The organism is Streptococcus mitis (assembly GCF_009496285.1).
Taxonomy (GTDB): Bacteria; Bacillota; Bacilli; order Lactobacillales; family Streptococcaceae; genus Streptococcus; species Streptococcus mitis_BP.
The window spans coordinates 1-22,771 of sequence record NZ_WIJK01000009.1; the positions used below are offsets into that span (position 1 = coordinate 1).

22 protein-coding genes and 1 riboswitch are annotated in these 22,771 nt (G+C 39.5%); of the genes, 9 read left to right on the plus strand and 13 right to left on the minus strand.

The features are described from left to right. Positions 1–189 precede the first annotated feature (189 nt). The 13 genes from GEZ89_RS04050 to GEZ89_RS04110 all read right to left on the minus strand — a co-directional run bounded on the left by GEZ89_RS04050 (position 190) and on the right by GEZ89_RS04110 (position 10,730). Positions 190–405 carry a hypothetical protein gene (locus tag GEZ89_RS04050; RefSeq protein ID WP_001140700.1) on the minus strand — a complete coding sequence of 72 codons (216 nt, stop codon included), beginning with the start codon at positions 403–405 and terminating at the stop codon, positions 190–192. A 105-nt stretch (positions 406–510) separates the two neighbouring features. Continuing rightward, complete coding sequence (locus tag GEZ89_RS04055) at positions 511–1,407, minus strand: SPFH domain-containing protein (RefSeq protein ID WP_153225057.1); 897 nt, start codon at positions 1,405–1,407, stop codon at positions 511–513. An 82-nt stretch (positions 1,408–1,489) separates the two neighbouring features. Continuing rightward, a complete protein-coding gene (gene ilvA, locus GEZ89_RS04060; protein ID WP_153225058.1) occupies positions 1,490–2,740 on the minus strand; it encodes a threonine ammonia-lyase IlvA in 1,251 nt (416 codons plus the stop codon). Positions 2,741–2,820: 80 nt separating this feature from the next. Further along, positions 2,821–3,843: a ketol-acid reductoisomerase gene (gene ilvC, locus GEZ89_RS04065; protein ID WP_045763621.1), complete on the minus strand. Its 1,023-nt coding sequence runs from the start codon at positions 3,841–3,843 to the stop codon at positions 2,821–2,823. 65 nt (positions 3,844–3,908) lie between these two features. Beyond that, a complete protein-coding gene (gene ilvN / locus GEZ89_RS04070) occupies positions 3,909–4,385 on the minus strand; it encodes an acetolactate synthase small subunit (protein WP_001253809.1) in 477 nt (158 codons plus the stop codon). Then, on the minus strand, positions 4,378–6,078 hold the full coding sequence (locus GEZ89_RS04075) for an acetolactate synthase large subunit (RefSeq protein ID WP_153225059.1): 1,701 nt from the start codon (positions 6,076–6,078) through the stop codon (positions 4,378–4,380). The genes ilvN and GEZ89_RS04075 overlap by 8 nt, the downstream gene beginning before the upstream one ends. A 211-nt stretch (positions 6,079–6,289) precedes the next feature. Further along, on the minus strand, positions 6,290–6,979 hold the full coding sequence (rplA, locus tag GEZ89_RS04080; protein WP_153225060.1) for a 50S ribosomal protein L1: 690 nt from the start codon (positions 6,977–6,979) through the stop codon (positions 6,290–6,292). Between the two features lie 96 nt (positions 6,980–7,075). Continuing rightward, the gene (gene rplK, locus GEZ89_RS04085) at positions 7,076–7,501 is read right to left on the minus strand and encodes a 50S ribosomal protein L11 (protein ID WP_001085808.1); all 426 of its coding nucleotides are present in this window, start codon (positions 7,499–7,501) and stop codon (positions 7,076–7,078) included. 193 nt (positions 7,502–7,694) lie between these two features. After that, entirely contained in the window at positions 7,695–8,177 is a 483-nt protein-coding gene (locus GEZ89_RS04090) for a GNAT family N-acetyltransferase (RefSeq protein ID WP_194251830.1), read from the minus strand. After that, positions 8,152–8,571, minus strand: coding sequence for a chromosome partitioning protein ParB (locus tag GEZ89_RS04095; RefSeq protein ID WP_153225062.1), 420 nt, complete (start codon positions 8,569–8,571; stop codon positions 8,152–8,154). Before GEZ89_RS04095 ends, GEZ89_RS04090 begins: the two co-directional genes overlap by 26 nt. Positions 8,572–8,597: 26 nt before the next feature. Continuing rightward, positions 8,598–9,248 carry a phosphatase PAP2 family protein gene (locus tag GEZ89_RS04100; RefSeq protein WP_153225063.1) on the minus strand — a complete coding sequence of 217 codons (651 nt, stop codon included), beginning with the start codon at positions 9,246–9,248 and terminating at the stop codon, positions 8,598–8,600. Beyond that, positions 9,238–9,801, minus strand: coding sequence for an ECF transporter S component (locus GEZ89_RS04105; RefSeq protein WP_153225064.1), 564 nt, complete (start codon positions 9,799–9,801; stop codon positions 9,238–9,240). The genes GEZ89_RS04100 and GEZ89_RS04105 overlap by 11 nt, the downstream gene beginning before the upstream one ends. 158 nt (positions 9,802–9,959) lie before the next feature. Next, positions 9,960–10,178, minus strand: a riboswitch (FMN riboswitch). 48 nt (positions 10,179–10,226) lie between these two features. Further along, a complete protein-coding gene (locus tag GEZ89_RS04110; protein ID WP_045763706.1) occupies positions 10,227–10,730 on the minus strand; it encodes a tRNA (cytidine(34)-2'-O)-methyltransferase in 504 nt (167 codons plus the stop codon). A 392-nt stretch (positions 10,731–11,122) separates the two neighbouring features. Here GEZ89_RS04110 and trkA point away from each other — a divergent pair, with 392 nt between their 5' ends. The 9 genes from trkA (at position 11,123) to GEZ89_RS04155 (ending at position 22,262) form a co-directional block, all read left to right on the plus strand. Then, positions 11,123–12,472, plus strand: coding sequence for a Trk system potassium transporter TrkA (trkA, locus tag GEZ89_RS04115; protein ID WP_153225065.1), 1,350 nt, complete (start codon positions 11,123–11,125; stop codon positions 12,470–12,472). 3 nt (positions 12,473–12,475) lie between these two features. Beyond that, a complete protein-coding gene (locus GEZ89_RS04120; RefSeq protein ID WP_153225066.1) occupies positions 12,476–13,915 on the plus strand; it encodes a TrkH family potassium uptake protein in 1,440 nt (479 codons plus the stop codon). Between the two features lie 163 nt (positions 13,916–14,078). Next, positions 14,079–14,711 (plus strand): hypothetical protein, encoded by a 633-nt coding sequence (locus tag GEZ89_RS04125; protein ID WP_153225067.1) that lies wholly within the window; start codon positions 14,079–14,081, stop codon positions 14,709–14,711. A gap of 60 nt (positions 14,712–14,771) precedes the next feature. Beyond that, entirely contained in the window at positions 14,772–15,464 is a 693-nt protein-coding gene (locus GEZ89_RS04130; protein WP_153225068.1) for a CPBP family intramembrane glutamic endopeptidase, read from the plus strand. Between the two features lie 355 nt (positions 15,465–15,819). After that, positions 15,820–17,049, plus strand: coding sequence for an arginine deiminase (arcA, locus tag GEZ89_RS04135; RefSeq protein WP_153225069.1), 1,230 nt, complete (start codon positions 15,820–15,822; stop codon positions 17,047–17,049). A 67-nt stretch (positions 17,050–17,116) separates the two neighbouring features. Next, positions 17,117–18,130: an ornithine carbamoyltransferase gene (gene argF / locus GEZ89_RS04140; protein ID WP_315640906.1), complete on the plus strand. Its 1,014-nt coding sequence runs from the start codon at positions 17,117–17,119 to the stop codon at positions 18,128–18,130. A gap of 258 nt (positions 18,131–18,388) precedes the next feature. Further along, positions 18,389–19,336, plus strand: a complete 948-nt coding sequence (gene arcC / locus GEZ89_RS04145) for a carbamate kinase (protein WP_153225071.1) — start codon at positions 18,389–18,391, stop codon at positions 19,334–19,336. 70 nt (positions 19,337–19,406) lie between these two features. Further along, entirely contained in the window at positions 19,407–20,915 is a 1,509-nt protein-coding gene (locus GEZ89_RS04150) for a YfcC family protein (RefSeq protein WP_153225072.1), read from the plus strand. An 18-nt stretch (positions 20,916–20,933) separates the two neighbouring features. Continuing rightward, a complete protein-coding gene (locus GEZ89_RS04155) occupies positions 20,934–22,262 on the plus strand; it encodes a dipeptidase (RefSeq protein WP_153225073.1) in 1,329 nt (442 codons plus the stop codon). Positions 22,263–22,771: the final 509 nt, after the last annotated feature.

Consider the following 22,771-nt stretch of genomic DNA (forward strand, 5'->3'; position numbering starts at 1 on the left):
GGATTTCGGAACTTTGACAACTTTAAGAAACGAATTTTCATCGCTCTGAATATAAAAATGAAGAGGACATCAATTGTCCTCTCCAGATGTTAGTTTTTATTCAACCCACTACAGTTGACAATGAGCCGGCTATTTCTCCATTCCATAAATAAAAGCAGACCCTAATTAGAGTCTGCTTGTATCCAAAGATTAATCTTCAAATTTTTCATGATTTTTTTCATAGAAATCAATTAATCCAAGGGCTGTTTCAAAGGAAATATTTTTAACTTTTGCACGTCCTTGAGCTAGAGCAATGATAGACATTTCACGTGCATTCGTTTCTTTAGAAATACGATAACCAGTGATCTTCTTATCACGAACCCAGCTAACAACTGATTCTACTTTTTCAAAGTTAGTCTTAGCCATGTTTTTCTCCTATTTTATTCTTTACGATATTTAATTGTATACGTTTTTATGGCATTTGTCAATAAAAAAACATATATCCAATCAAATAAGACGTTAAGATTTAGTTTACTTGGCTTTTAAAGCCGATAATATATGGGTTCGTATATCTTCAACTCCGTTAGGATTTGCTGGTAAGAAAATTGCATTATTACCTTGTTTTTCTGCAAAATTATTCAATGTATCTAAATACTGGTTAGTTAACAAGATTGACATGATTTGCTCTTCAGTTAATTCAACATTGGCTCCTTTTAACTCTTTAATAGAATCAGCAAGTCCATCAACAATTGCTTTTCGTTGCTCTGCGATCCCCACACCATGTAGGCGATCCTTTTCTGCCTCTGCTTCGGCCGCTGTTACGATCTTAATTTTATCTGCTTCGGCCAATTCTTGTGCTGCTACTCTCTTACGTTGAGCAGCATTGATTTCATTCATTGATTGCTTGACTTCCGCATCCGGCTCTACTTTGGTAATGAGCGTTTTGACGATAATGTACCCATACGTTGACATTTCTTCCGCTACTTGTTTTTGAACTTCTAATGCAATTTCATCCTTTTTCTCAAACAATTCATCCAAAGTTAACTTAGGAACTGATGAGCGCAATGCGTCTTCAATATAAGATTTGATTTGAGCCTCAGGTCTCATTAGTTTATAGTAAGCATCTGTAACATTTTGTTCATTTACTCGGTACTGTGTCGCAACATTCATCGTCACAAATACGTTATCTTGAGTCTTGGTTTCCACAATGATTTCACTTTGCAAGAGACGCAGTTGTACACGAGCTGCAATTTTATCAATTCCAAATGGTGCTCTTAGGTGAATACCACTATTGCTCAATTTTTGATACTTACCAAATCGTTCAATGATAGCTACTGATTGTTGTCGAACAACATAGATTGAGCTCATTAATATAGCTCCTACAATAAGCATTAGAATAATTAGAACAAGTATAACTTTTAAAACCATGGGAATCTCCCCCTTTCTTCACTTACATTATAGCACTAGTAAATAGGTTAGGCAAATAATATGATAAAAATTCTATAGGAAATTAAACAAGCATATTATAAAGAGTTTCATTCCCATTCAAATTAATATAAGATGGGTCAAATTTTTCCATCCTATGAATCAAGCCCGCATAATCATGTTTATCAGCAAGTGCAACCCCTATCAATACTGGACCAGTTCCCTTGCTAGCTCGTTTGATATATTCAAAACGAGTAATATCATCATGAGGTCCTAAGATATCATTTACAAACTCTCGAAGTGCTCCCGGACGTTGTGGGAAATTCACTACAAAGTAATGCTTGATACCATCATAAATCAAGGCACGTTCTTCCATCTCTGGCATACGGTTGATGTCATTATTCCCTCCAGAAATGATACAACAAATGGTCTTACCCTTAATATAATCGGATAATACTTCCAAGGCTGCAACACTAGCAGCACCCGCAGGCTCTGCTACAATCCCTTGTTTAGAATAAAGATCAATTAAGGTCTCAGAAATCAAACCTTCATCTACACCGATAAGAGTTTCAACATTTTTTCGTGTTGCTTCATAGGTCAACTGCCCTACTTTTTGCACTGCAATCCCATCCGCAAATTTATCAATTTCTTTAAGTTTAACCGGTTCCCCAGCTTCAAAGGCAGCCTTCATAGAACGAGCACCTTCAGCCTCGACTCCAATGACCTCAATTTGAGGATTTGTTTCTTTAATATAAGTAGAAACGCCTGAAATGAGGCCTCCACCTCCAACAGGTACCAAGACAGTATCAAAATCAATGGATTCTTTACGAGCTTCTTCTAAAATTTCATAGGCTACCGTACCCTGACCAGCTTGAACATAGGGATCATCAAAGGGATCAATAAAAGTACGATTTTCAGCTACGGTAAAGTTTTGAGCAGCCTTGGCTGAAGCATCAAAAGTATCCCCTACTAATTTGATCGTAACAAAATCTCCTCCAAAGAAACGAACCTGACCAATTTTCTGTTGAGGTGTCGTAATTGGCATAAAGATTGTTGCAGGAATCTTCATCTCATTACATGTGTAGGCAACTCCTTGAGCGTGATTTCCCGCTGAAGCACACACTACACCACGTTCACGTTCCTCTTTTGTCAATTGGGAAATTGCGTAATAAGCCCCACGAATTTTAAAAGAACGGACACGTTGAGCATTTTCCTTTTTAAGATAAATTTTCGCTCCGTATTTTTCGGATAAATAATGATCGTAGTCAAGTGGCGTATTGGCTACTACACCATTCAAAATCTTGTGGGCTTTCACCACATCTTTTGCACTTAGCATAATCTCCTCCTCGATGAGTTTTCAAGATAAAAAGCGAGTTAGGTTCCCCCCAACTCGCCTTCTGTTTATATTCTTAAAAATTAGTTGTAGATCTTGAATGCATCATCGTCGTTTTTACCGACAAATGGCATTGCTTTACGCAATTCTGCACCAACTTTTTCAATTTCAAGGTTAGCTGCTTGTTCACGGTAAGCAGTCAATTTTGGACGTCCAGCTTTGTAGTCATTTACAAAGTCGTTGGCAAATTTACCATTTTGGATGTCCGCAAGAACTGCTTTCATATTTTCTTTGACTTGTTCAGTGATTACACGTGGACCTGAAACATAGTCACCATATTCAGCAGTGTTTGAAATTGATTGACGCATTTTCTTGAATCCACCTTCGTAGATCAAGTCAACGATCAATTTCATTTCGTGAAGAACTTCAAAGTAAGCCAATTCTGGAGCATATCCTGCTTCTGTCAAGACTTCGAAACCAGCTTCGATAAGGGCAGTCAAACCACCACAAAGTACTGCTTGTTCACCAAACAAATCTTCTTCAGTTTCTTCTTTGTAAGTTGTTTCAAGAAGACCTACACGAGCTGCACCAACACCTTTACACCAGTCCATAGCGATGTCTTTAGCATTTCCTGTAGCATCTTGGTAGACAGCGTAAAGCGCTGGAACACCAAATCCTTCTTCGTAAGTACGACGTACCAAGTGTCCTGGTCCTTTAGGAGCACACATAAAGACATCAACATCTGCAGGAACTTTGATGAATTCGAAGTGGATGTTGAAACCATGTGCAAATCCAACAGCATTTCCAGCTTCCAAGTTTGGTGCAATTTCTGCTTCATATAATTCTTGTTGGATTTCATCTGGTGCCAAGATCATGATAACATCAGCCAATTTAGTTGCTTCTGCTACTGTGTAAGTGTCAAAACCATCTTCTTTTGCTTTATCAAAAGATTTACCTGGACGTACACCGATGATCACATCACGACCTGAATCACGCAAGTTTTGAGCGTGAGCATGACCTTGTGAACCATAACCGATAACGGCGATTTTTTTACCGTCAAGTGCTGCTACTTTTACATCTTTTTCGTATTCCATTTGAACTGCCATAGTTTTTTCTCTCTTTTCTATTTTTATTGCCTGTTAGGCTAGTTTAACAAATTTAGGTTGGATTTTTAGTCGCGGGTAAATCCAGTTGCACCCGTACGAGCGATATTCTTAATACCATATGGTCGAATCACTCGAATCAAAGCTTCACTCTTTTCTGCATTCCCAGTCATCTGAATGGTAATGGAACTTGGAGCTACATCGACTACTGTTGCACGGAAAGGTTGGATAATAGCCAAAATTTCTGCACGTTTTTCAGCAGGCGCTGAAACCTTTATAAGAATTACTTCTCGTTCTAAGTGGGGCTGATCCGTGATATCACGAATGCGAATCACATCAATCTGACGATTAAGTTGTTTGATGATTTGCTCAACTTCATCATGTGAGGCAACATCAATGATAATGGTAATTCGTGATACATTAGGATTTTCCGTTGCGCCCACAGAAATGCTTTCAATATTGACTTGACGTCTCGATAAGACTCCTGTGAAGCGATTGAGAACACCTGAACGGTTTTGAAGTTTGGCTGTTAACATTCTACGCATTAAACTTCACCCCCAACATCTCATGATTACTCTTACCAGCTGGTACCATCGGTAAAACATGTTCTTTACGAGAAATGTCTACTTCAATAAACATTGGTACATCTTCCATGATGACTTCCAAATCCTTCTCAAGAGTTTCAGGATTATCAAACTTATAATTTTTAATACCGTAGGCTTGAGCCATCAATTGGAAATCTGGAAGGCTATCAAAGACTGATTCAGATGTTCGACCATCATAGAAGGCTTCTTGCCACTGGCGGACCATCCCAAGTGAATGATTATTTAGCATGATGACCTTGATTGGAATCTTGTAAATATTTAAGATTGCTAATTCCTGATTGGTCATCTGGAAACCACCATCTCCGACAAAGAGAACAACTTCTTTATCTGGATTGGCAATCTTAGCACCAATAGCTGCAGGGACTCCGAATCCCATAGTTCCTAAACCACCTGACGTAACCAATTGACGCTCGTTTTGGTAAGGATAGTATTGAGCCGTCCACATTTGGTGTTGCCCAACGTCTGTTACAACAATAGCATCACCCTTGGTCAATTCACCGATACGTTCAATAACTGCTTGAGGTTGAACCACACGTTCTTTCTTATCATAAGATCGAACACGGTTCTTATCTTTGGTAACTTTTTCAATCCATTTTTCAGTATTGTTACGAACAATTGGCTCAGCTAGCAACTGCTGCAAAGCTTTTTTCGCATCTCCAACAACTGGAATATCAACTGCGATAATCTTACCAATCTCTGCAGGATCGATATCAATATGCGCTACTTTTGCATTCTTAGCAAAGGTCTTAGGATTTCCTGTCAAACGGTCATCAAAACGACAACCAATAGAAATCATAAAATCTGCTTCTGTCATGGCAATGTTAGCTGCAAAGGAACCATGCATTCCACCCATTCCCAAAAACAGTGGATGGCTAGTTGCGATTGTTCCCTGTCCCAAAAGACTTGTCACAACAGGAATTTGATAACGCTCTGCAAATTCATTTAACTCTACTGCAGCCTCAGCGTAACTAATCCCACCACCAGCTAGCAAGACTGGCTTTTTAGCCTTAGACAATTGCTTCAAGATTTTCTTGATCTGCATGTCATTTGGCTCAAGTGTTGGCTGATAACTTGGTAAATCTATCTCTGGAGAGTAAATAAAGTCTGTCTCAAGCGCAGAAACATCTTTTGGAAGGTCAATGACGACTGGCCCTGGACGACCTGTAGTCGCAATATGCACAGCTTCCGTAATAATCCGTGGAATATCCGCAGTTTCTCGAACCTGATAATTATACTTAGTGATTGGCATGGTGATACCAACGATATCAGCTTCTTGAAAAGCATCTTTCCCAATTCCAGCACGTGCCACTTGGCCAGTAAAGACTAAAAGGGGAACACTATCGCTCATAGCATCTGCGATCCCTGTAATGGCATTTGTAGCTCCTGGTCCACTTGTGACGACTGCAACACCCAGTTTTCCTGTTGACTTAGCATAACCTTCAGCTTCGTGAAGACAGCCCTGCTCATGGCGACCTAGAATATGGCGGATTCCCTTAAAATTATAAATAGCATCATATAAAGGAAGTACCGCTCCACCAGGATAACCAAAAATCGTATCGATTCCTAAGTCACGAAGTGTTTCCAAAACAAGATCCGATCCCGACTTAGGTGAGTCTAAAATGATTTTCTCCATCGTTCCCCTTTCTCTTCTCTTAAAAATAGCTTGTTACTATGATACCATTTTTTCAAAAATTTTCAAGGGAAAAGAGCAAATTTTCTGAATTTTCTATCTAGATACTTTACAATATCAAATAGATTAGAAAGTTTATACGTATTTTTATTTTTTAATAGAAAAAAGGTTGAGACAAACTTGTCTTCAACCTTTCATGTTAAATCATTACTAATTAAAGTGAGTTAACGTCAACCTTGATACCCACACCTTGAGTAGTTGTGATTGTCAAGCTTGTTACGTAAGTACCTTTAGCAGTAGCTGGTTTAGCTTTTTGGATTGTTTCGTTGAATGCTTTGAAGTTTTCAACCAACTTGTCAGCTTCAAATGAAACTTTACCGATGATCGCTTGTACGATACCTGCACGGTCTGCACGGTAAGTGATTTTACCACCTTTAGACTCTTCAACTGCTTTAGCAACATCCATTGTTACAGTACCAGTTTTAGGGTTTGGCATCAAGTTACGTGGTCCAAGGACACGTCCAAGACGTCCAACAAGAGCCATCATGTCAGGCGTAGCGATAACTACGTCGAAGTCCAACCAACCGTCGTTGATTTTAGCAACAAGATCATCTTCACCAATGAAGTCTGCACCAGCAGCTTTTGCTTCTTCAGCTTTTGCACCACGTGCAAATACAAGAACGCGAGCTGTTTTACCAGTACCGTTTGGCAATACCATTGCTCCACGGATTTGTTGGTCAGCTTTTTTCACGTCGATGTTCAGGTTGTAAGCAACTTCTACAGTTGCGTCAAATTTTGCGAAGTTAGTTTCTTTTGCAAGAGCTACAGCTTCTTCTACGCTGTATGCTTTTGTGCTGTCGATCTTCTCAAGAGCAGCACGAAGTTGTTTGCTTTTTTTAGCCATTTTCTATTCTCCTTGTAAGTGGTTCAATCGATTTTCATCTCCCACGTCACTTCTCGAAATGATGAAGTCTTGCGGGTTATATAGGGATGTTATTGATTAGTCAACAACAGTGAATCCCATAGAACGAGCAGTACCTTCGATCATACGCATTGCAGACTCAATGTTTGCAGCGTTCAAATCTGGCATCTTAGTTTCTGCAATTTCTTGTACTTGTGCACGAGTAACTGTAGCAACTTTAGTTTTGTTAGGTGTACCTGATCCTTTTTCAACACCTGCAGCTTTTTTCAAAAGAACAGCAGCTGGTGGTGTTTTTGTAACGAAAGTAAATGATTTGTCTTCGTATACTGAGATAACAACTGGAATGATCATACCAGCTTGGTCAGCAGTACGAGCGTTGAACTCTTTTGTGAATCCCATGATGTTGATACCAGCTTGACCAAGAGCAGGTCCAACCGGTGGAGCTGGTGTAGCTTTACCAGCAGGGATTTGCAATTTTACAAGTTTTTCGACTTTTTTAGCCATTTTTAAATCCTCCTTTGTGGTTTTGGCGGTAATTTAGAGATTTTTACCTCCCACAAGTATGCTTTACACATACCCATCTATTATACACTATTTTTTAAAAAATGCAAGAGAAATTTTTATTTTTGATATTTCTTTATGTTACAATTTTTTGGTGAAATCAATCTTCAGAATCTTCTATCACGATGGAGTGAATTCATTCAATCAAAGTCAGTACAAAGCTCACTCCATTTTCAGTAGTACCACTTTCCACAAATCCAAGAGACTCAAAACATCTTCTAGAGATACGGTTGAAAGTGTAGATTTCTTGAACTTTCAATTGTTTCCAACCCTTTTGCCGAGCTAGATCAATCAAAGCCTTCAAAACCTTGCGTCCAAGTCCCTGATGTTGATAAGTTGGATTGCCAATCACAATAGGAAGATTCTCCTGAGATAAGGTGACATCCCCAATTGGAAGCCACTCTCCCTTTTCTCGAAACTCAATCCAGAACAAATCCCCGTGTCTTTCTAAATAGGAATACATGGCATTTAATTTTTCTGAACTATAGGGTATTTTAATACCGTCTACAAGTTCCACCAAATCCATATCTTGATACCAGGCCAAAGCTGCATCATGATGATCTGCTAAAAAATAGGGAACTAGACGCAAGGAATTATCTATCTGAATGATTTTTGTCATCATTTTCTACTCCTAATACTAGCTCCGCTGCTTGATTAAAACCATCACACCAGTTATACCATCTTGCTTCATATTCATCTTGAGGTAAGATATGATTTTTTAAATCCAGAACAGAGTATATCTTTCTTTTCTCACAAGCTTGCGCATAGAGATGATATAGTTCATCACCTCCATCTCTATCCCACTCAGCAGAAATTGTATCCTGGCCTACCAACAAAGCCTGATAAGCCCTGTGATGGCCATCTGTAATCAAGAAGCAATTTCCAAACGCAAGAACGCTAATTGGATTGATATTGGGCTTTTCTTTCGACTGATAAAGCATCTGGATATCTTGTAACTTCTTTTCTGATAAGTATAGTTGAGTCGGATGAAGATCTTTTATGTTGACTTCCATTTTATCTCCTCAAGAAGGGGCAATTCCTACTTCTGCTTTCCTTTGAAGCGCCATTGAAAACGCAGTTTATCGTAGAAAGGAAACTCCATAAACAAAACTCCTAGGCCTACACAAAGGCTGGCAATCACATCTGATGGGTAGTGAACTCCCAGATAAATTCTTGATACCAATACACTGACTAAGTATATACCAAGTCCGATTTGCACGACTTTTCTCCAGGTTGTATTCTTAATCCGTTGGCTCAAAATCACAATCAAAGATCCTACCATGAGCGTCACAGCCAGAGAATGTCCACTAGGAAATGAGAAACCTTTTTCCTCCACTAGATGTACTATTTCTGGTCTAGGTCGTTGGTAGATATTTTTAAAGGTTACGATTAAGATTCCAGCTAAAGTCAAATTACCCAGCATGAGATAACTTTCCAGTTTCCATTGCTTACGGTAAAAAATAAAAGCTACAATTAAAACCCAGCTAATAATGACTGGGATATCAATTAAGTGCGTAATTGCCCGAAAAAGAAGCGTTAAGGTCTCAGGTAAATCACCTCTAATGGCAGTCTGAATCGGCTGATCAAAACCGACCAGCATTTCTGGATAAAATTTGACAATATAGCCAATAATCATAAAAAGTAAAAGGGCAAAAGAGCCCTTCATCATAAATGTTTGTTTATCTTTCATAGTATTTTAAAGTTGGTTTCAAAAGGACAAACAACAACCAGAAAGAGATGGCAAAGATAATACCTTCAATCAGATTAAAAGGCAAAACCATAGTCATCAGGTAGTTGCTCAATCCTAAGATTTTCTCAATATTAAAATTAGCAAACTTAGCGTACAAAGGAACAGCATAAACATAGTTTAGAACTAGCATAGCTAGAGTTAAACCAAGCGTACCAGCTAGTGAAGCTAGGACGAAACGCATGGTTGTTCGCTCTTTTTCCCAAATCAAACCAAAAGCAAGTACAAAGACTCCCAAGGCAACAATATTCATCGGTAAACCAATATAGGTACTAACCCCTTGATTGTTCAGAAGGATTTTCAACAAGGACCGAAGGAAAAGCACTCCAAAAGCTGCTGGTAAATCCAAGACTACCAAGCCCACAAGGACCGGTAAAATACTGAACTCAATCCTCAAAAAGGATGCCGCTGGCAAAAGCGGAAAGTCAAAGTACATCAACACAAATGAAAGTGCTGATAGAATTGCAATGGTCGAAAGTCGACGTGTGTTTGTCATAACAGGTTCCTCCAATTTTCTATAAAATCAGAAGAAGTTGGAAAGGATTCCTCTATCTATCCTTTATTTTTATATTCCAAAAGTTCCCCCTCACTCTTTTTTTAGCAAGCGGTTGCAATTTACCTATAAAAAATCAATTAGAATAGACAAAGCCATTCTTTCGTCTTCTCCCATCCAGACTATACTGTCGGTTGTGGAATCTCACCACATCAGCTTGCGCTCGCGGACTTATTTGGCTAAGATATTTTAGATTTATCTAGGCGTCGTAGTCGAAGATAATACTTAAAGTATATCGAGACAAGACAACGACGAGAAAGCTAAAATAGCTAGTCAAATTTACCGCCGGTCGGGAATTTCACCCTGCCCTGAAGACCCCTTTATGATAACAAAAAAAGCTTGCAAGCGCAAGCATTTTATCTAAGTGTTTATTTCAACTTATCTGTTTCGTAAGTGTGAACCAGTTCGAGACCCGCAAAGTTTTGTTGACGAAGTGCTTCATAAACAATCATACAAACTGTATTTGAAACATTGAGACTACGAACATGCTCATCATTCATAGGAATGCGGAGAGCTTTTTCTGGATGCTCACGCATAAATTCCTCAGGCAATCCCTTATCTTCTCTCCCAAAAAGAAAATAATGATCTCCTTCTGTCGTAAAATCTGCATCTGAATAGACTTTTTCTGCAAACTTGGAAATCAAGTAGAGCTGACCATCCATTTTTTCCATAAAATCAGCCAAACTATCATAAAAATGAATCTCAAGCTTGTCCCAATAATCTAGACCTGCTCGCTTCATCTTACGGTCATCGATAGGAAAGCCCATCGGTTTAATAATATGAAGGGGCGCATTCGTTGCTGCGCAAGTACGAGCAATATTACCCGTATTTTGTGGAATTTGGGGTTCAAATAATACAATGTGATTTGCCATGCCTTGTTTCCTCTCACTAGTGCAAAAAAATAGCCACACTGCCCGGAGTCAAGCTCAGCAAACAGCGTGGTTAAGGCATCGTTAACTTACCTCACAACAGGTTTGAAGTAAATCAGCGAAACTACTGTTTTAGTATATCACTTTCAGCTTGATTGTCAATAGAAATGACTTGATTTTTTCATTTTTTTACAAACATATTTACATTAGTTAAAAATGCTTCTGTATTCATTAGAATTAGACGAAAATAGCTGATTTATATCTTAAATTTTTAATAAGTAAGATTATCAATAGGACAATTTCCCACCCCAATAATGAAAAGAGTCGGTTGCCGAGTGCATTTTATTCTAAAAAAGAGTATGATAGATACATATTGAAAAAGTAGGTTATATAACATGAAGATTATTCTTGTCGGAGGGGGGAAAGTTGGTTCTGCCCTTTGTCGTTCACTTGTCGCTGACAATCATGATGTTGTCTTAATTGAACAGAACGAAACAGTTCTTAATTACATGACAAGCCGTTTTGATATTATTGGAATTGCAGGTAATGGGGCTGACTTTGCCATGCTAGAAGCTGCCAATGTTCAAGACTGCGATATTTTCATTGCTATGACTCAATATGACGAGGTCAATATGGTCTCTGCTGTCTTAGCTAAAAAGATGGGGGCTAAAGAAACCATCGTCCGTGTCCGCAATCCTGAGTATTCCAACCCTTACTTTAAAGAAAAAAATATTCTCGGATTTTCTCTCATTGTCAATCCAGAACTCCTAGCGGCTCGTGCTATTGCTAACATCATCGACTTCCCAAATGCTCTTTCTGTTGAGCGTTTTGTAGGTGGCTTGGTTAGTTTGATGGAATTTGTTGTCCGTAAGGATAGCAATATCTGTCAGATGTCTATCGCAGACTTCCGGAAAAAGTTTGGTAATGTGATTGTCTGTGCTATTGAGCGCAATCATAAACTGATGATCCCTAGTGGCGACCTTATTTTAGAAGATAAAGACCGTATCTTTGTAACAGGTCATCGTGTCGATATGATGCTTTTTCATAACTATGTCAAATCTCGTGTCGTTAAGAGTTTACTCATTATCGGAGCCGGAAAAATCGCCTACTACCTTGTTGGTATTTTGAAAGATAGCCGTATTGATACCAAGGTCATTGAACTCAATCCAGATCGTGCAGCATTTTTCAGCCAAAAATATCCAAAACTCTATATTGTACAGGGGGACGGAACTGCAAAAGATATTCTCCTAGAAGAAAGTGCCCAACATTACGATGCTGTCGCAACTCTTACTGGCGTTGACGAAGAAAATATCATTACTTCTATGTTCTTAGATAGTGTAGGTGTTCAGAAAAATATCACTAAGGTCAACCGAACCAGCCTTCTAGAGATTATCCATGCTCCAGAGTTTTCTAGTATCATCACACCAAAAACAATCGCTGTCGATACCATTATGCACTTTATTCACGGTCGTGCCAATGCCCAATATTCAGACCTTCAAGCTATGCACCACCTAGCAAATGGACAGGTTGAGACACTTCAATTTCTCATCAAGGAAGCCAATAAAATGACTGGCAAACCCTTGTCTCAATTGAAATTCAAAAAAGAGTTGTTGATCGCTGCTATTATTCGTAATGGGAAAACAATCTTCCCAACAGGTGAAGATAACCTTCAAGTCGGTGATAAGTTAGTTGTCATCACACTACTATCAAATATCACCAAGATTTATGATCTGTTAGAGAGGTAAGCTATGAATAGAAGTATGATTCGCTTTCTTCTCGCAAAATTGCTCTTGATAGAAGCTGTACTACTCTTAGTTCCTGTTAGTGTTGCTCTCTATTATCGAGAATCTAGCCAAGTTTTCACAGCTCTTTTTTCTACTATTGGTATACTTGTAGTTCTAGGAGTTCTCGGCATCATCAGCAAGCCTAAAAAACAGCGAATCTATGCAAAAGAAGGGGTCTTAATTGTAGCTCTCTGTTGGATCCTCTGGTCATTCTTTGGTGCCCTTCCCTTTGTCTTTTCAGGGCAAATTCCCGATATGATAGATGCCTTCTTTGAGATTAGTTCTGGCTTCACAACAACGGGAGCAACCATTTTAAATGATGTTTCTGTCTTAAGCCGTTCCCTTCTATTTTGGAGGAGTTTTACTCACCTTATCGGAGGGATGGGGGTGCTGGTTTTTGCCCTAGCTATCATGGACAATGCAAAAAACAGTCACTTAGAGGTTATGAAGGCAGAGGTTCCTGGACCAGTATTTGGCAAGGTTGTATCTAAACTAAAAAATACAGCCCAAATCCTCTATATCCTCTACCTGGCTATGTTCGCCCTTTTTGTGGTTATTTATTTCCTTGCTGGGATGCCACTCTACGATAGTTTTGTTATCGCTATGGGTACTGCTGGTACTGGTGGCTTTACTGTTTATAATGACGGAATTGCCCACTATCACAGTTCTCTCATCACCTATCTGACAAGTGTCGGGGTTTTGATGTTTGGTGTCAATTTCAATCTCTACTACTACCTCATGCTCCGTCGTATCAAGGAATTCTTTTTTGATGAAGAACTCCGAGCCTATCTCTTGATTGTAGCCATATCAACTGGCTTAATCACGCTTAACACACTCCACCTCTATAGCGGAGTTTCACAAAGCTTTGAGATGGCCTTCTTCCAAGTATCTAACATCATTACCACTACCGGTTTTGGATATGGAGATATCACGAACTGGCCTTTGTTCTCTCAATACATCTTGCTAATGCTGATGGCAATCGGTGGTTCTGCCGGCTCCACTGCAGGTGGTCTCAAGGTTATCCGTGGAGTTATCCTCTCTAAAATTGCTAAAAATCAAGTCTTGTCTACCATATCACCTCACCGCATTTTAACCCTTCAGGTTAATCAAACGGTTATTGATAAGGATACCCAGCACAAGATTCTGAAGTACTTTGTGGTTTATATCATGATTTTACTCAGTTTGATTTTCATCGTCAGTTTAGATACCAATAATTTAATGGTTGTTACGAGTGCTGTTTTCAGTTGTTTTAATAATATCGGTCCTATTTTAGGAACAACTGCAAGTTTCTCAATTTTTAGTCCATTTTCAAAACTTCTACTATCCTTTGCAATGATTGCAGGACGTCTTGAAATTTATCCAATCATACTACTCTTTATGAAGCGAACCTGGTCTAAACGTTAGAACAATCAACTGTACACCCTATCTCCCCTCTTCAAGGAACCCTTGAAGAGGGATTTTTTGTTTTCAAAAGACAAGACAGCCCTAAAAATCGACAATTGGGAATTTAAGGCTTTTTCTCTCCTATCTTTTAGCTATAATAAGAAAAAAATATAGGGGATACTTTATGGAAAAAGTCATAAAATCAATTCGACTACTCTTGTTCTTTGCCTTAATCCAACTGGCACTTTGTAGTTGTATCTTTTGGTCTGGAACCTCTCTGGCCCTCAAACAATCCTGTTTTTATTTTCTACTGGCTTTATTGGGCTTATCTGGGTCTTGTGCCTTTATGCATTATTTATCTAGTCATAACTTAAAAAGAGATAGACTGATTGACAGGAGTCGCTTTATCTTTTTATTTTATAGTATGATGATTGTGGTCAACCTCTGCGGGGTTGGGCTGGTTCTATCAGAGACTATCGTTACTGTCAACTTACTTCAAAAAGAAGCTGTAGAACTCATCCTCCCCTCCTTCTTTTTTCTCTTTGGAGTTGACCTTATTACCTTTCTCCCCTTGAAAAAATGGAGAAGGTTACAAAAAAATTCCAGTAGCAAGGAAGTGAGATTTTCCGTCATCATCATTTCTATTTTAATCTTCCTGCGTAACCCAATCACCATTTTATCGATTGCTTTTTATATTGGCCTTGGTGCTCTATTTCTCAGCTTTTTATTCCCAAAAAATTTGAGACAGGAGGTATCATTCTACGGTCATTTGATTCGGGATATTCTATTTGTCGTCTGTACGTTCCTCTTATGGTAACAAATAGAATCCTCTCAGCAATTGTGTTATAATTAGATAAAAATTTTAGGAGACCTATCAATGAACTTTTTTAAAGATTTTCGTAAACGACTCGCGTGGTTTGGGATTTTGTTAGTAGCTATCTTTCTCTCTCAAATCCCAATGCAAACTCTAGCTCTGCTAGCAATAAGTCAGATTGATCCTATATGGTCATCACTTATCGTAGCTCTTATTTCGATTCTTGTGATCGCTATCTTTTTATACGGAGCCCATAAGAGCAAGTTACTAGTATTTAAGCCTAAACTCTTAACGATTAATGATCTTCCTCGTATTGTTTTGAGTTATTTGACAATCTTTGTTGGAAATCTTGTAGGTGGCATCTGGTTACAACTCATAAAACAAACAACAACTTCTAATCAGCAAGTAATTAACAACCTTATTTCCGAAAGCTCTCTGATTAGCAGTTTCTTCCTCATCGTTTTAATCGCACCTATTTGTGAAGAAATCATCTGTCGCGGGATTATTCCTACCAAACTCTTCCAAGGCTACGAAAAGTTTGGCTATGTTATTGGTTGGTTGATCTTCCTCCTTGCACACAGACCTTCTAATCTCCCTTCCTTCTTGATTTATGGCTGGATGTCTGCTGTCCTCACTTGGACTGCTTATCGTACCAGACGTTTGGAAATGTCTATCTCAGTCCATATGCTACTTAATAGTATCAGTTTCATCTTACTGGCACTCTTTACAATTTTTATGAAAAATTTCGGTATCTAATACCCAACTATTCTTCCCTTAGGCTAGATCAATCGTCCTAGTCTAAGGGATTTTTTTATTTCAACAAACTTTTCACCTCAGAAAAGCCACTTTTTTCTACAATCTCAAAATTTTTTTAAAAAAATTTTAAAAATATTTTTATGCATAAATTTTATAGAATATAAAAATAAGTTAAATTAACATACATGTCTATGAATAATCTTATAAAAAAATGTAAGAAATCCTTTAAAATAGCCATTTTAAAGCCTTTTAGGCCTTATCATATCCCTTGTAATGCATATTAAATTGTGATACTATTAACTTGTAAGCGATACCAATATCATTTGGTACACACGAGAAAAAAAGGAGGATACACATGTCTTCACATCCAATTCATGTTTTCTCAGAAATTGGGAAACTGAAAAAAGTTATGTTGCACCGTCCGGGTCAAGAATTAGAAAACTTGATGCCAGATCACCTTGAGAGGTTGCTCTTTGATGACATTCCATTTTTAGCAGATGCCCAAAGTGAACACGACGCCTTTGCTCAAGCACTCCGTGACGAAGGAATCGAAGTGCTCTATCTTGAACAGTTGGCTGCTGAATCATTAACTTCTCCAGAAATACGCGACCAGTTCATCGAAGAATATCTCAACGAAGCAAATATTCGTGGTCGACAAACTAAAAATGCCATCCGAAAACTGCTTCATGATATTGACGACAATCTTGAACTGATCAAGAAAACAATGGCAGGTGTTCAAAAAGTTGAATTACCTGACATCCCTGAAGAAGGCAAAGGATTAACTGACTTGGTTGAATCTGACTATCCGTTTGCCATTGATCCAATGCCAAATCTTTACTTCACCCGCGACCCATTTGCGACTATCGGGAATGCAGTATCACTTAATCACATGTACGCCGATACACGCAATCGCGAAACACTTTATGGTAAGTACATCTTCAAGCATCACCCAATTTATGGTGGCAAAGTAGAGCTCATCTATAACCGTGAAGAAACTACTCGGATTGAAGGTGGAGATGAACTTGTTCTTTCAAAAGATGTCCTAGCAGTTGGGATCTCTCAACGGACTGATGCCGCTTCTATCGAAAAACTTTTGGTTAATATCTTCAAAAAGAATGTTGGCTTCAAGAAAGTTTTAGCTTTTGAATTTTCAAACAGCCGTAAGTTCATGCACTTGGATACTGTCTTCACCATGGTAGACTATGACAAATTTACAATCCACCCAGAAATCCAAGGCAATCTTCGCGTCTATTCCGTCACTTACGAAAATGAAGAACTCAAGATTGTTGAAGAAAAAGGAGATTTGGCAGAGCTCCTTGCTCAAAACCTTGGTTTAGAAAAAGTTACACTCATTCCTTGTGGTGATGGGAATATCGTTGCAGCTGCTCGTGAACAATGGAATGATGGCTCTAACACACTCGCTATCGCACCAGGTGTCGTAGTTGTTTATGAACGCAACACTGTGACCAATAAGAAACTTGAAGAACATGGACTTCGTCTCATTAAGATTCGCGGCAGGGAGTTGGTACGCGGTCGTGGTGGACCTCGTTGTATGTCAATGCCGTTTGAACGCGAAGACATTTAAATTCTTCCTATTTCTGCCTAGCATCTGCTAGCAGAATCATGCTTGTTAGAAAAGGATATATAGAATGATACATTCAGTATTTCAAGGAAGAAGTTTTCTAGCTGAAAAAGATTTTACCCGTGCAGAGCTCGAATATTTGATTGGACTTTCAGCTCACTTGAAGGATCTTAAAAAACGAAACATCGAACACCGCTATCTAGCTGGTAAAAATATTGCTCTTTTATTTGAAAAAACTTCTACACGTACACGCGCAGCCTTCACCACTGCAGCAATCGATCTTGGTGCACATCCAGAATACCTGGGGGCAAACGATATTCAACTAGGTAAAAAAGAAACTACGGAAGATACCGCAAAAGTTTTGGGACGTATGTTTGATGGTATTGAATTCCGTGGTTTTAGTCAAGATATGGTTGAAGAATTAGCTAAATTCTCTGGTGTTCCTGTTTGGAATGGCTTGACGGATAAATGGCACCCAACTCAAATGCTTGCAGACTACTTGACAGTACTAGAAAATTTCGGACATCTTGAAGGTTTGACATTGGTTTACTGTGGTGACGGTCGTAACAATGTTGCCAATAGCCTTCTAGTAACAGGAGCGATCCTTGGTGTGAACGTTCATGTCTTTTCACCAAAAGAACTCTTCCCAGATCAGGCAGTTGTTGCACTGGCTGAGGGATATGCCAAAGAAAGTGGGGCTCACATCCTCATCACAGAAGATGCTGATCAAGCTGTAAAAGGGGCTGATGTCCTTTACACTGATGTTTGGGTATCTATGGGCGAAGAAGATAAGTTTGCAGAACGCGTCGCTTTGCTAAAACCTTATCAAGTCAATATGGATCTTGTTAAGAAAGCAGGCAATGAAAACTTAATCTTCCTCCACTGCTTACCAGCCTTTCATGATACGAACACAATCTACGGCAGACAAGTAGCTGAGAAATTTGGTGTAAAAGAAATGGAAGTAACTGATGAGGTCTTCCATAGCAAATATGCTCGTCAGTTTGATCAAGCAGAAAATCGTATGCACACCATCAAAGCCGTTATGGCTGCTACACTAGGAAATCTCTACATTCCTAAAGTGTGATACAAACTATAAGAAACAGCTTAGGGGCTGAGACTAGTGTTTTAGTCCGGTCCCTTTTTGTAATAGTTACGAGCTCTGAGTTGGAATTCACCACTAGTCACCATTCAAGCAAAAACCTCATAACAAGTAACTGCCTTCCAGTTATTCGCATTTCGAAATTCCAACTCAACTCGTCCCTACAAAATCTTTCTTCTCAACTTCCAAACCCAAGCCTTTAACCAAAATTGGCTTTTGTTCATCCAAAAGAAAGGAGCGCTCATGTCTCATCGTAAAATCGTTGTCGCTCTTGGAGGAAATGCCATTCTTTCCACAGATCCATCTGCTCAAGCTCAAGAAGCTGCTCTGGCAGAAACAGCACACCATCTGGTGAAACTCATCCAAAATGGTGATGAATTGATTATCACCCATGGCAATGGACCGCAAGTTGGTAACCTTCTCCTCCAACACCTAGCAGCGAATTCCGAAAAAAATCCTGCCTTTCCTCTCGATTCACTTGTTGCTATGACTGAGGGTAGCATCGGTTTTTGGCTCCAGAATGCTCTGGAAAATGCTTTACAGGATATTCATCTTGATAAAACTGTCGTTTCTGTTGTCACACAAGTTGTCGTGGACAAGAATGATCCTGCCTTTCTCAATCCAAGTAAACCCATTGGTCCATTCTACTCAGAAGAAGAGGCTAAAGCAGAAAGCGAAAAAACTGGGGCTAACTTTAAAGAAGATGCAGGACGTGGCTGGCGTAAGGTAGTGGCTTCTCCAAAACCTGTTCATATCAAAGAAATCGATAGTATACGCGCACTCTTAGATAAGGGACAAATTGTCATCGCAGCAGGCGGTGGAGGTATTCCTGTAACCAAAAATGAAAACGGTTACTTCTCAGGAGTAGAAGCTGTCATCGATAAGGATTTTGCATCGCAATGCTTGGCAGAGCTAGTCGAAGCAGATCTCTTCATCATTTTAACTGGCGTCGATTATGCCTATATCAACTATAACAAACCAAATCAAGAAAAGTTGGAGCGAGTAACTGTTAACCAACTCCAAGAATACATCAAAGAGGGGCAATTTGCTCCTGGTAGTATGCTACCAAAAATCCAAGCTGCCATTGATTTTGTGACCAATCGTCCAGCAGGAAAAGCCGTCATCACTTCCCTCAGCAATTTGGGAGCCTTGATTGAATCTGATAGCGGAACAATCATCGTGAAAGAATAATAGTTTAGTCAGCACTCTTGCCACATCATTCGTTTTTATACTGTGTGACATAGTTTAGGAGGAAAAACAAATGAGTGAAAATAAAAAAAGGTTTCAAATGCCCTCATCATACACTGTTTTGATTATCATCATTACCATCATGGCATTTTTAACCTGGATCATTCCAGCAGGTAAGTATGATACCAATGAAGCAGGTAACCTCATCGCAGGTACCTATCAAACTGTTGACTCAAATCCTCAAGGGATTTACGATGTCCTCATGGCACCAATTCGTGCCATGCTCGGTCACGAACCAACTAGCGCAGCCATCGATGTTGCCTTCTTTATCCTTATGGTCGGAGGTTTCCTTGGTGTCGTAAACGCTACTGGTACACTCGATGTAGGGATTGCCTCCATCGTTAAAAAATACAAGGGCCGCGAAAAAATGTTGATTCTCATCCTCATGCCCCTCTTCGCACTTGGAGGAACTACCTATGGTATGGGAGAAGAAACCATGGCCTTCTACCCCCTTCTTATTCCTGTAATGATGGCAGTTGGTTTTGACAGTATCACTGCCGTAGCCATCATCTTACTAGGTTCTCAAGTTGGTTGTTTGGCATCTACATTGAATCCATTTGCTACTGTTATCGCTTCTGATACTGCGGGAATCTCTTCTATGGATGGGGTTATTCTCCGTGTTATCTTCTGGTTTGTAATGACAGGTATCAGTACTTACTTTGTCTATCGTTATGCAGAAAAGATTCAGAAAGATCCGACTAAATCACTCGTTTACGCTCAACGCGAAGAAGATATCAAACACTTCAATGTTTCAGAAAACGATGATGCACCATCTACCTTGAGCAAGAAACAAAAACATGTCCTCGCTTTATTTGTATTAACCTTTATCATTATGATTGCAAGTTTCATCCCTTGGGTTGATTTGCATGTTACTGTATTTGAAGACTTCAAGAATTGGTTAATCGGACTTCCTGTAATTGGAGGAGTTATCGGTTCATCTGCTCTACCATTTGGTAGCTGGTACTTCCCAGAAGGCGCTATGCTCTTTGCCGTTATGGGGATTTTGATCGGTGTTGTCTATGGTCTCAAAGAAAGCAAGATTGTCTCAACCTTCCTAACTGGTGCTGCAGATTTGCTTTCAGTAGCCTTGATTTGTGCGGTTGCTCGTGGTATCCAAGTTATCATGAACGATGGTATGATCACTGCAACCATCCTACACTGGGGTGAAATTGGCCTTCAAGGTCTCTCTCCTCAAGTCTTCATCGTATTGACCTATATCTTCTACCTACCTATGTCCTTCCTTATTCCTTCTTCATCTGGTCTTGCTAGTGCAACCATGGGGATCATGGCTCCTCTTGGAGAATTCGTCAATGTTAAAGCAAGCCTTATCGTCACTGCCTACCAATCTGCATCTGGTGTCCTTAACCTTGTGACTCCTACTTCAGGTATTGTTATGGGTGCTCTTGCTCTTGGTCGTGTCAGCCTTGGAACTTGGTGGAAATTTGTTGGAAAACTCGTCATCGTCATTGTCGTTGCAAGTATTCTACTTCTTATCTTGGGTACCCTAGTGCCATTCTTATAGTCAAAAGGGGAAATACGGATGAAATCCTATATTACAGAATCAATCAAAGAGGATTTTCTTCAAAGTTTGAAAACAATCATCTCTTATCCTTCTGTTCTCAATGAAAGTGAAAATGGCACTCCCTTTGGTCAAGCCATTCAAGATGTCCTGAAAAAAACTCTGGACTTGTGTCAAGAACTTGGTTTTAAAACCTATCTGGATCCTCAAGGATATTATGGGTATGCAGAAGTTGGTGAGGGGGATCTCCTTGCTATCCTCTGCCACCTAGATGTCGTTCCTGCAGGCGATTTGACAGACTGGGAAACTCCTCCATTTGAAGCTAGTATCAGAGATGGACGGATTTATGGTCGGGGTGCGCAGGATGATAAAGGACCTTCTCTTGCAGCCCTTTACGCAGTCAAGAGCTTGCTTGACCAAGGAATTCCATTCAAAAAAAGGGTTCGGTTCATATTTGGTACTGATGAGGAAACCCTTTGGCGTTGTATGGCAAGATATAATACCATTGAAGAACAAGCCAGCATGGGATTTGCTCCTGACTCATCATTCCCATTAACCTATGCAGAAAAAGGGCTCCTTCAAGTCAAACTTCATGGACCTGGATCAGAACAACTCGCCTTAGATATAGGTGGAGCCTTTAATATCGTACCTGATAAGGCAACTTATCAAGGATTACTTATGGAACAACTCCAAGAAGGTCTAATAGCTGCTGGTTACGATTACCAACAAAATGATCAGTCCCTTACTGTTATAGGACTATCTAAGCATGCCAAGGATGCCAGCCAGGGGATTAATGCAGTCATTCGACTAGCCACCGTCCTTGATTCCATTCAATCCCATCCTGCACTGACATTTCTTGCCAAAGAAGTTGATCAAGATGGTCAAGGAAAAGGAATTTTTGGTGATATCAGCGACCAGCCTTCTGGACATTTATCCTTTAATGTGGCCGCCTTAACCATTACTCCCGAAAGTTCTGAGATTCGAATTGATATCCGAATCCCAGTCCTTGCAGACAAGGATGCCCTTGTCAATCAGCTGATAGATTGTGCAAAATCTTACCAACTTAGCTACCAAGAATTTGACTACCTAGCACCACTTTACGTTGCAAGAGATAGTATGCTCGTCACTACACTCATGCAGGTTTATGAAGAAAAAACTGGTGACAATAGTCCCGCTCTATCATCTGGCGGCGCAACCTTTGCACGTACCATGCCAAACTGTGTCGCTTTTGGTGCCCTCTTCCCAGGAAGAGAGCAAACAGAACACCAAGCAAATGAATATGCTATCTTAGATGATCTCTATCATGCTATGGATATCTATGCTGAAGCTGTTTACCGATTAGCGACCTAAAAGACCTCCTAAACTCCGCCCCATATTGGGGCGGAGTTTTAGGAAAATTAGGAAAATTTTGAATAGCAAGCTACAAGAAAAGCCAAGAAAAATATCTTCTTGGCTTTTTGTAATAGTTTTAAGGTAAGTTACCAACTCAGGCACTCTTTTTTCATTAGGACACACAGTTTTACAAATCAATTCTATTTGCCAAACGCAGTTAGAAAGGCAGGCAGCTAGACCGCTTCCTTTCTGTTACGACGGCAAAACCCACGAATCGATACCATTCGTGGGTTTTGCCTAGTGAAGCGTTTAGGTGAACTGCCATAGCGGTTGCCGTTTATTAGATTACGACACTGAGTTTTACAAATCGATTCCATTTGTAAAACTCAGTTAGTAAGGCAGTTAGCTAGACCGCTTCCTTTCTGTTACGACACGAAGAGGCGAAAACGATTATTTTTCGCCGATGAGTTAGTAAAGCAGGTAGCTAGACTGCTTTCTAACTATTACGACGAAAAAGTCCACGAATC

Coding starts and splice junctions, on each gene's coding strand:
- trkA (WP_153225065.1), top strand. CDS start 11,123: ATGAAGATTATTCTTGTCGGAGGGGGGAAAGTTGGTTCTGCCCTTTGT.
- GEZ89_RS04055 (WP_153225057.1), bottom strand. CDS start 1,407: ATGGTTTTAAAAGTTATACTTGTTCTAATTATTCTAATGCTTATTGTA.
- ilvC (WP_045763621.1), bottom strand. CDS start 3,843: ATGGCAGTTCAAATGGAATACGAAAAAGATGTAAAAGTAGCAGCACTT.
- GEZ89_RS04075 (WP_153225059.1), bottom strand. CDS start 6,078: ATGGAGAAAATCATTTTAGACTCACCTAAGTCGGGATCGGATCTTGTT.
- GEZ89_RS04105 (WP_153225064.1), bottom strand. CDS start 9,801: ATGACAAACACACGTCGACTTTCGACCATTGCAATTCTATCAGCACTT.
- GEZ89_RS04130 (WP_153225068.1), top strand. CDS start 14,772: ATGAACTTTTTTAAAGATTTTCGTAAACGACTCGCGTGGTTTGGGATT.
- GEZ89_RS04095 (WP_153225062.1), bottom strand. CDS start 8,571: ATGGAAGTCAACATAAAAGATCTTCATCCGACTCAACTATACTTATCA.
- GEZ89_RS04155 (WP_153225073.1), top strand. CDS start 20,934: ATGAAATCCTATATTACAGAATCAATCAAAGAGGATTTTCTTCAAAGT.
- GEZ89_RS04100 (WP_153225063.1), bottom strand. CDS start 9,248: ATGAAAGATAAACAAACATTTATGATGAAGGGCTCTTTTGCCCTTTTA.
- rplA (WP_153225060.1), bottom strand. CDS start 6,979: ATGGCTAAAAAAAGCAAACAACTTCGTGCTGCTCTTGAGAAGATCGAC.
- arcA (WP_153225069.1), top strand. CDS start 15,820: ATGTCTTCACATCCAATTCATGTTTTCTCAGAAATTGGGAAACTGAAA.
- GEZ89_RS04050 (WP_001140700.1), bottom strand. CDS start 405: ATGGCTAAGACTAACTTTGAAAAAGTAGAATCAGTTGTTAGCTGGGTT.
- GEZ89_RS04110 (WP_045763706.1), bottom strand. CDS start 10,730: ATGGCAAATCACATTGTATTATTTGAACCCCAAATTCCACAAAATACG.
- ilvN (WP_001253809.1), bottom strand. CDS start 4,385: ATGCGTAGAATGTTAACAGCCAAACTTCAAAACCGTTCAGGTGTTCTC.
- rplK (WP_001085808.1), bottom strand. CDS start 7,501: ATGGCTAAAAAAGTCGAAAAACTTGTAAAATTGCAAATCCCTGCTGGT.
- ilvA (WP_153225058.1), bottom strand. CDS start 2,740: ATGCTAAGTGCAAAAGATGTGGTGAAAGCCCACAAGATTTTGAATGGT.
- arcC (WP_153225071.1), top strand. CDS start 18,389: ATGTCTCATCGTAAAATCGTTGTCGCTCTTGGAGGAAATGCCATTCTT.
- GEZ89_RS04120 (WP_153225066.1), top strand. CDS start 12,476: ATGAATAGAAGTATGATTCGCTTTCTTCTCGCAAAATTGCTCTTGATA.
- GEZ89_RS04150 (WP_153225072.1), top strand. CDS start 19,407: ATGAGTGAAAATAAAAAAAGGTTTCAAATGCCCTCATCATACACTGTT.
- GEZ89_RS04125 (WP_153225067.1), top strand. CDS start 14,079: ATGGAAAAAGTCATAAAATCAATTCGACTACTCTTGTTCTTTGCCTTA.
- GEZ89_RS04090 (WP_194251830.1), bottom strand. CDS start 8,177: ATGACAAAAATCATTCAGATAGATAATTCCTTGCGTCTAGTTCCCTAT.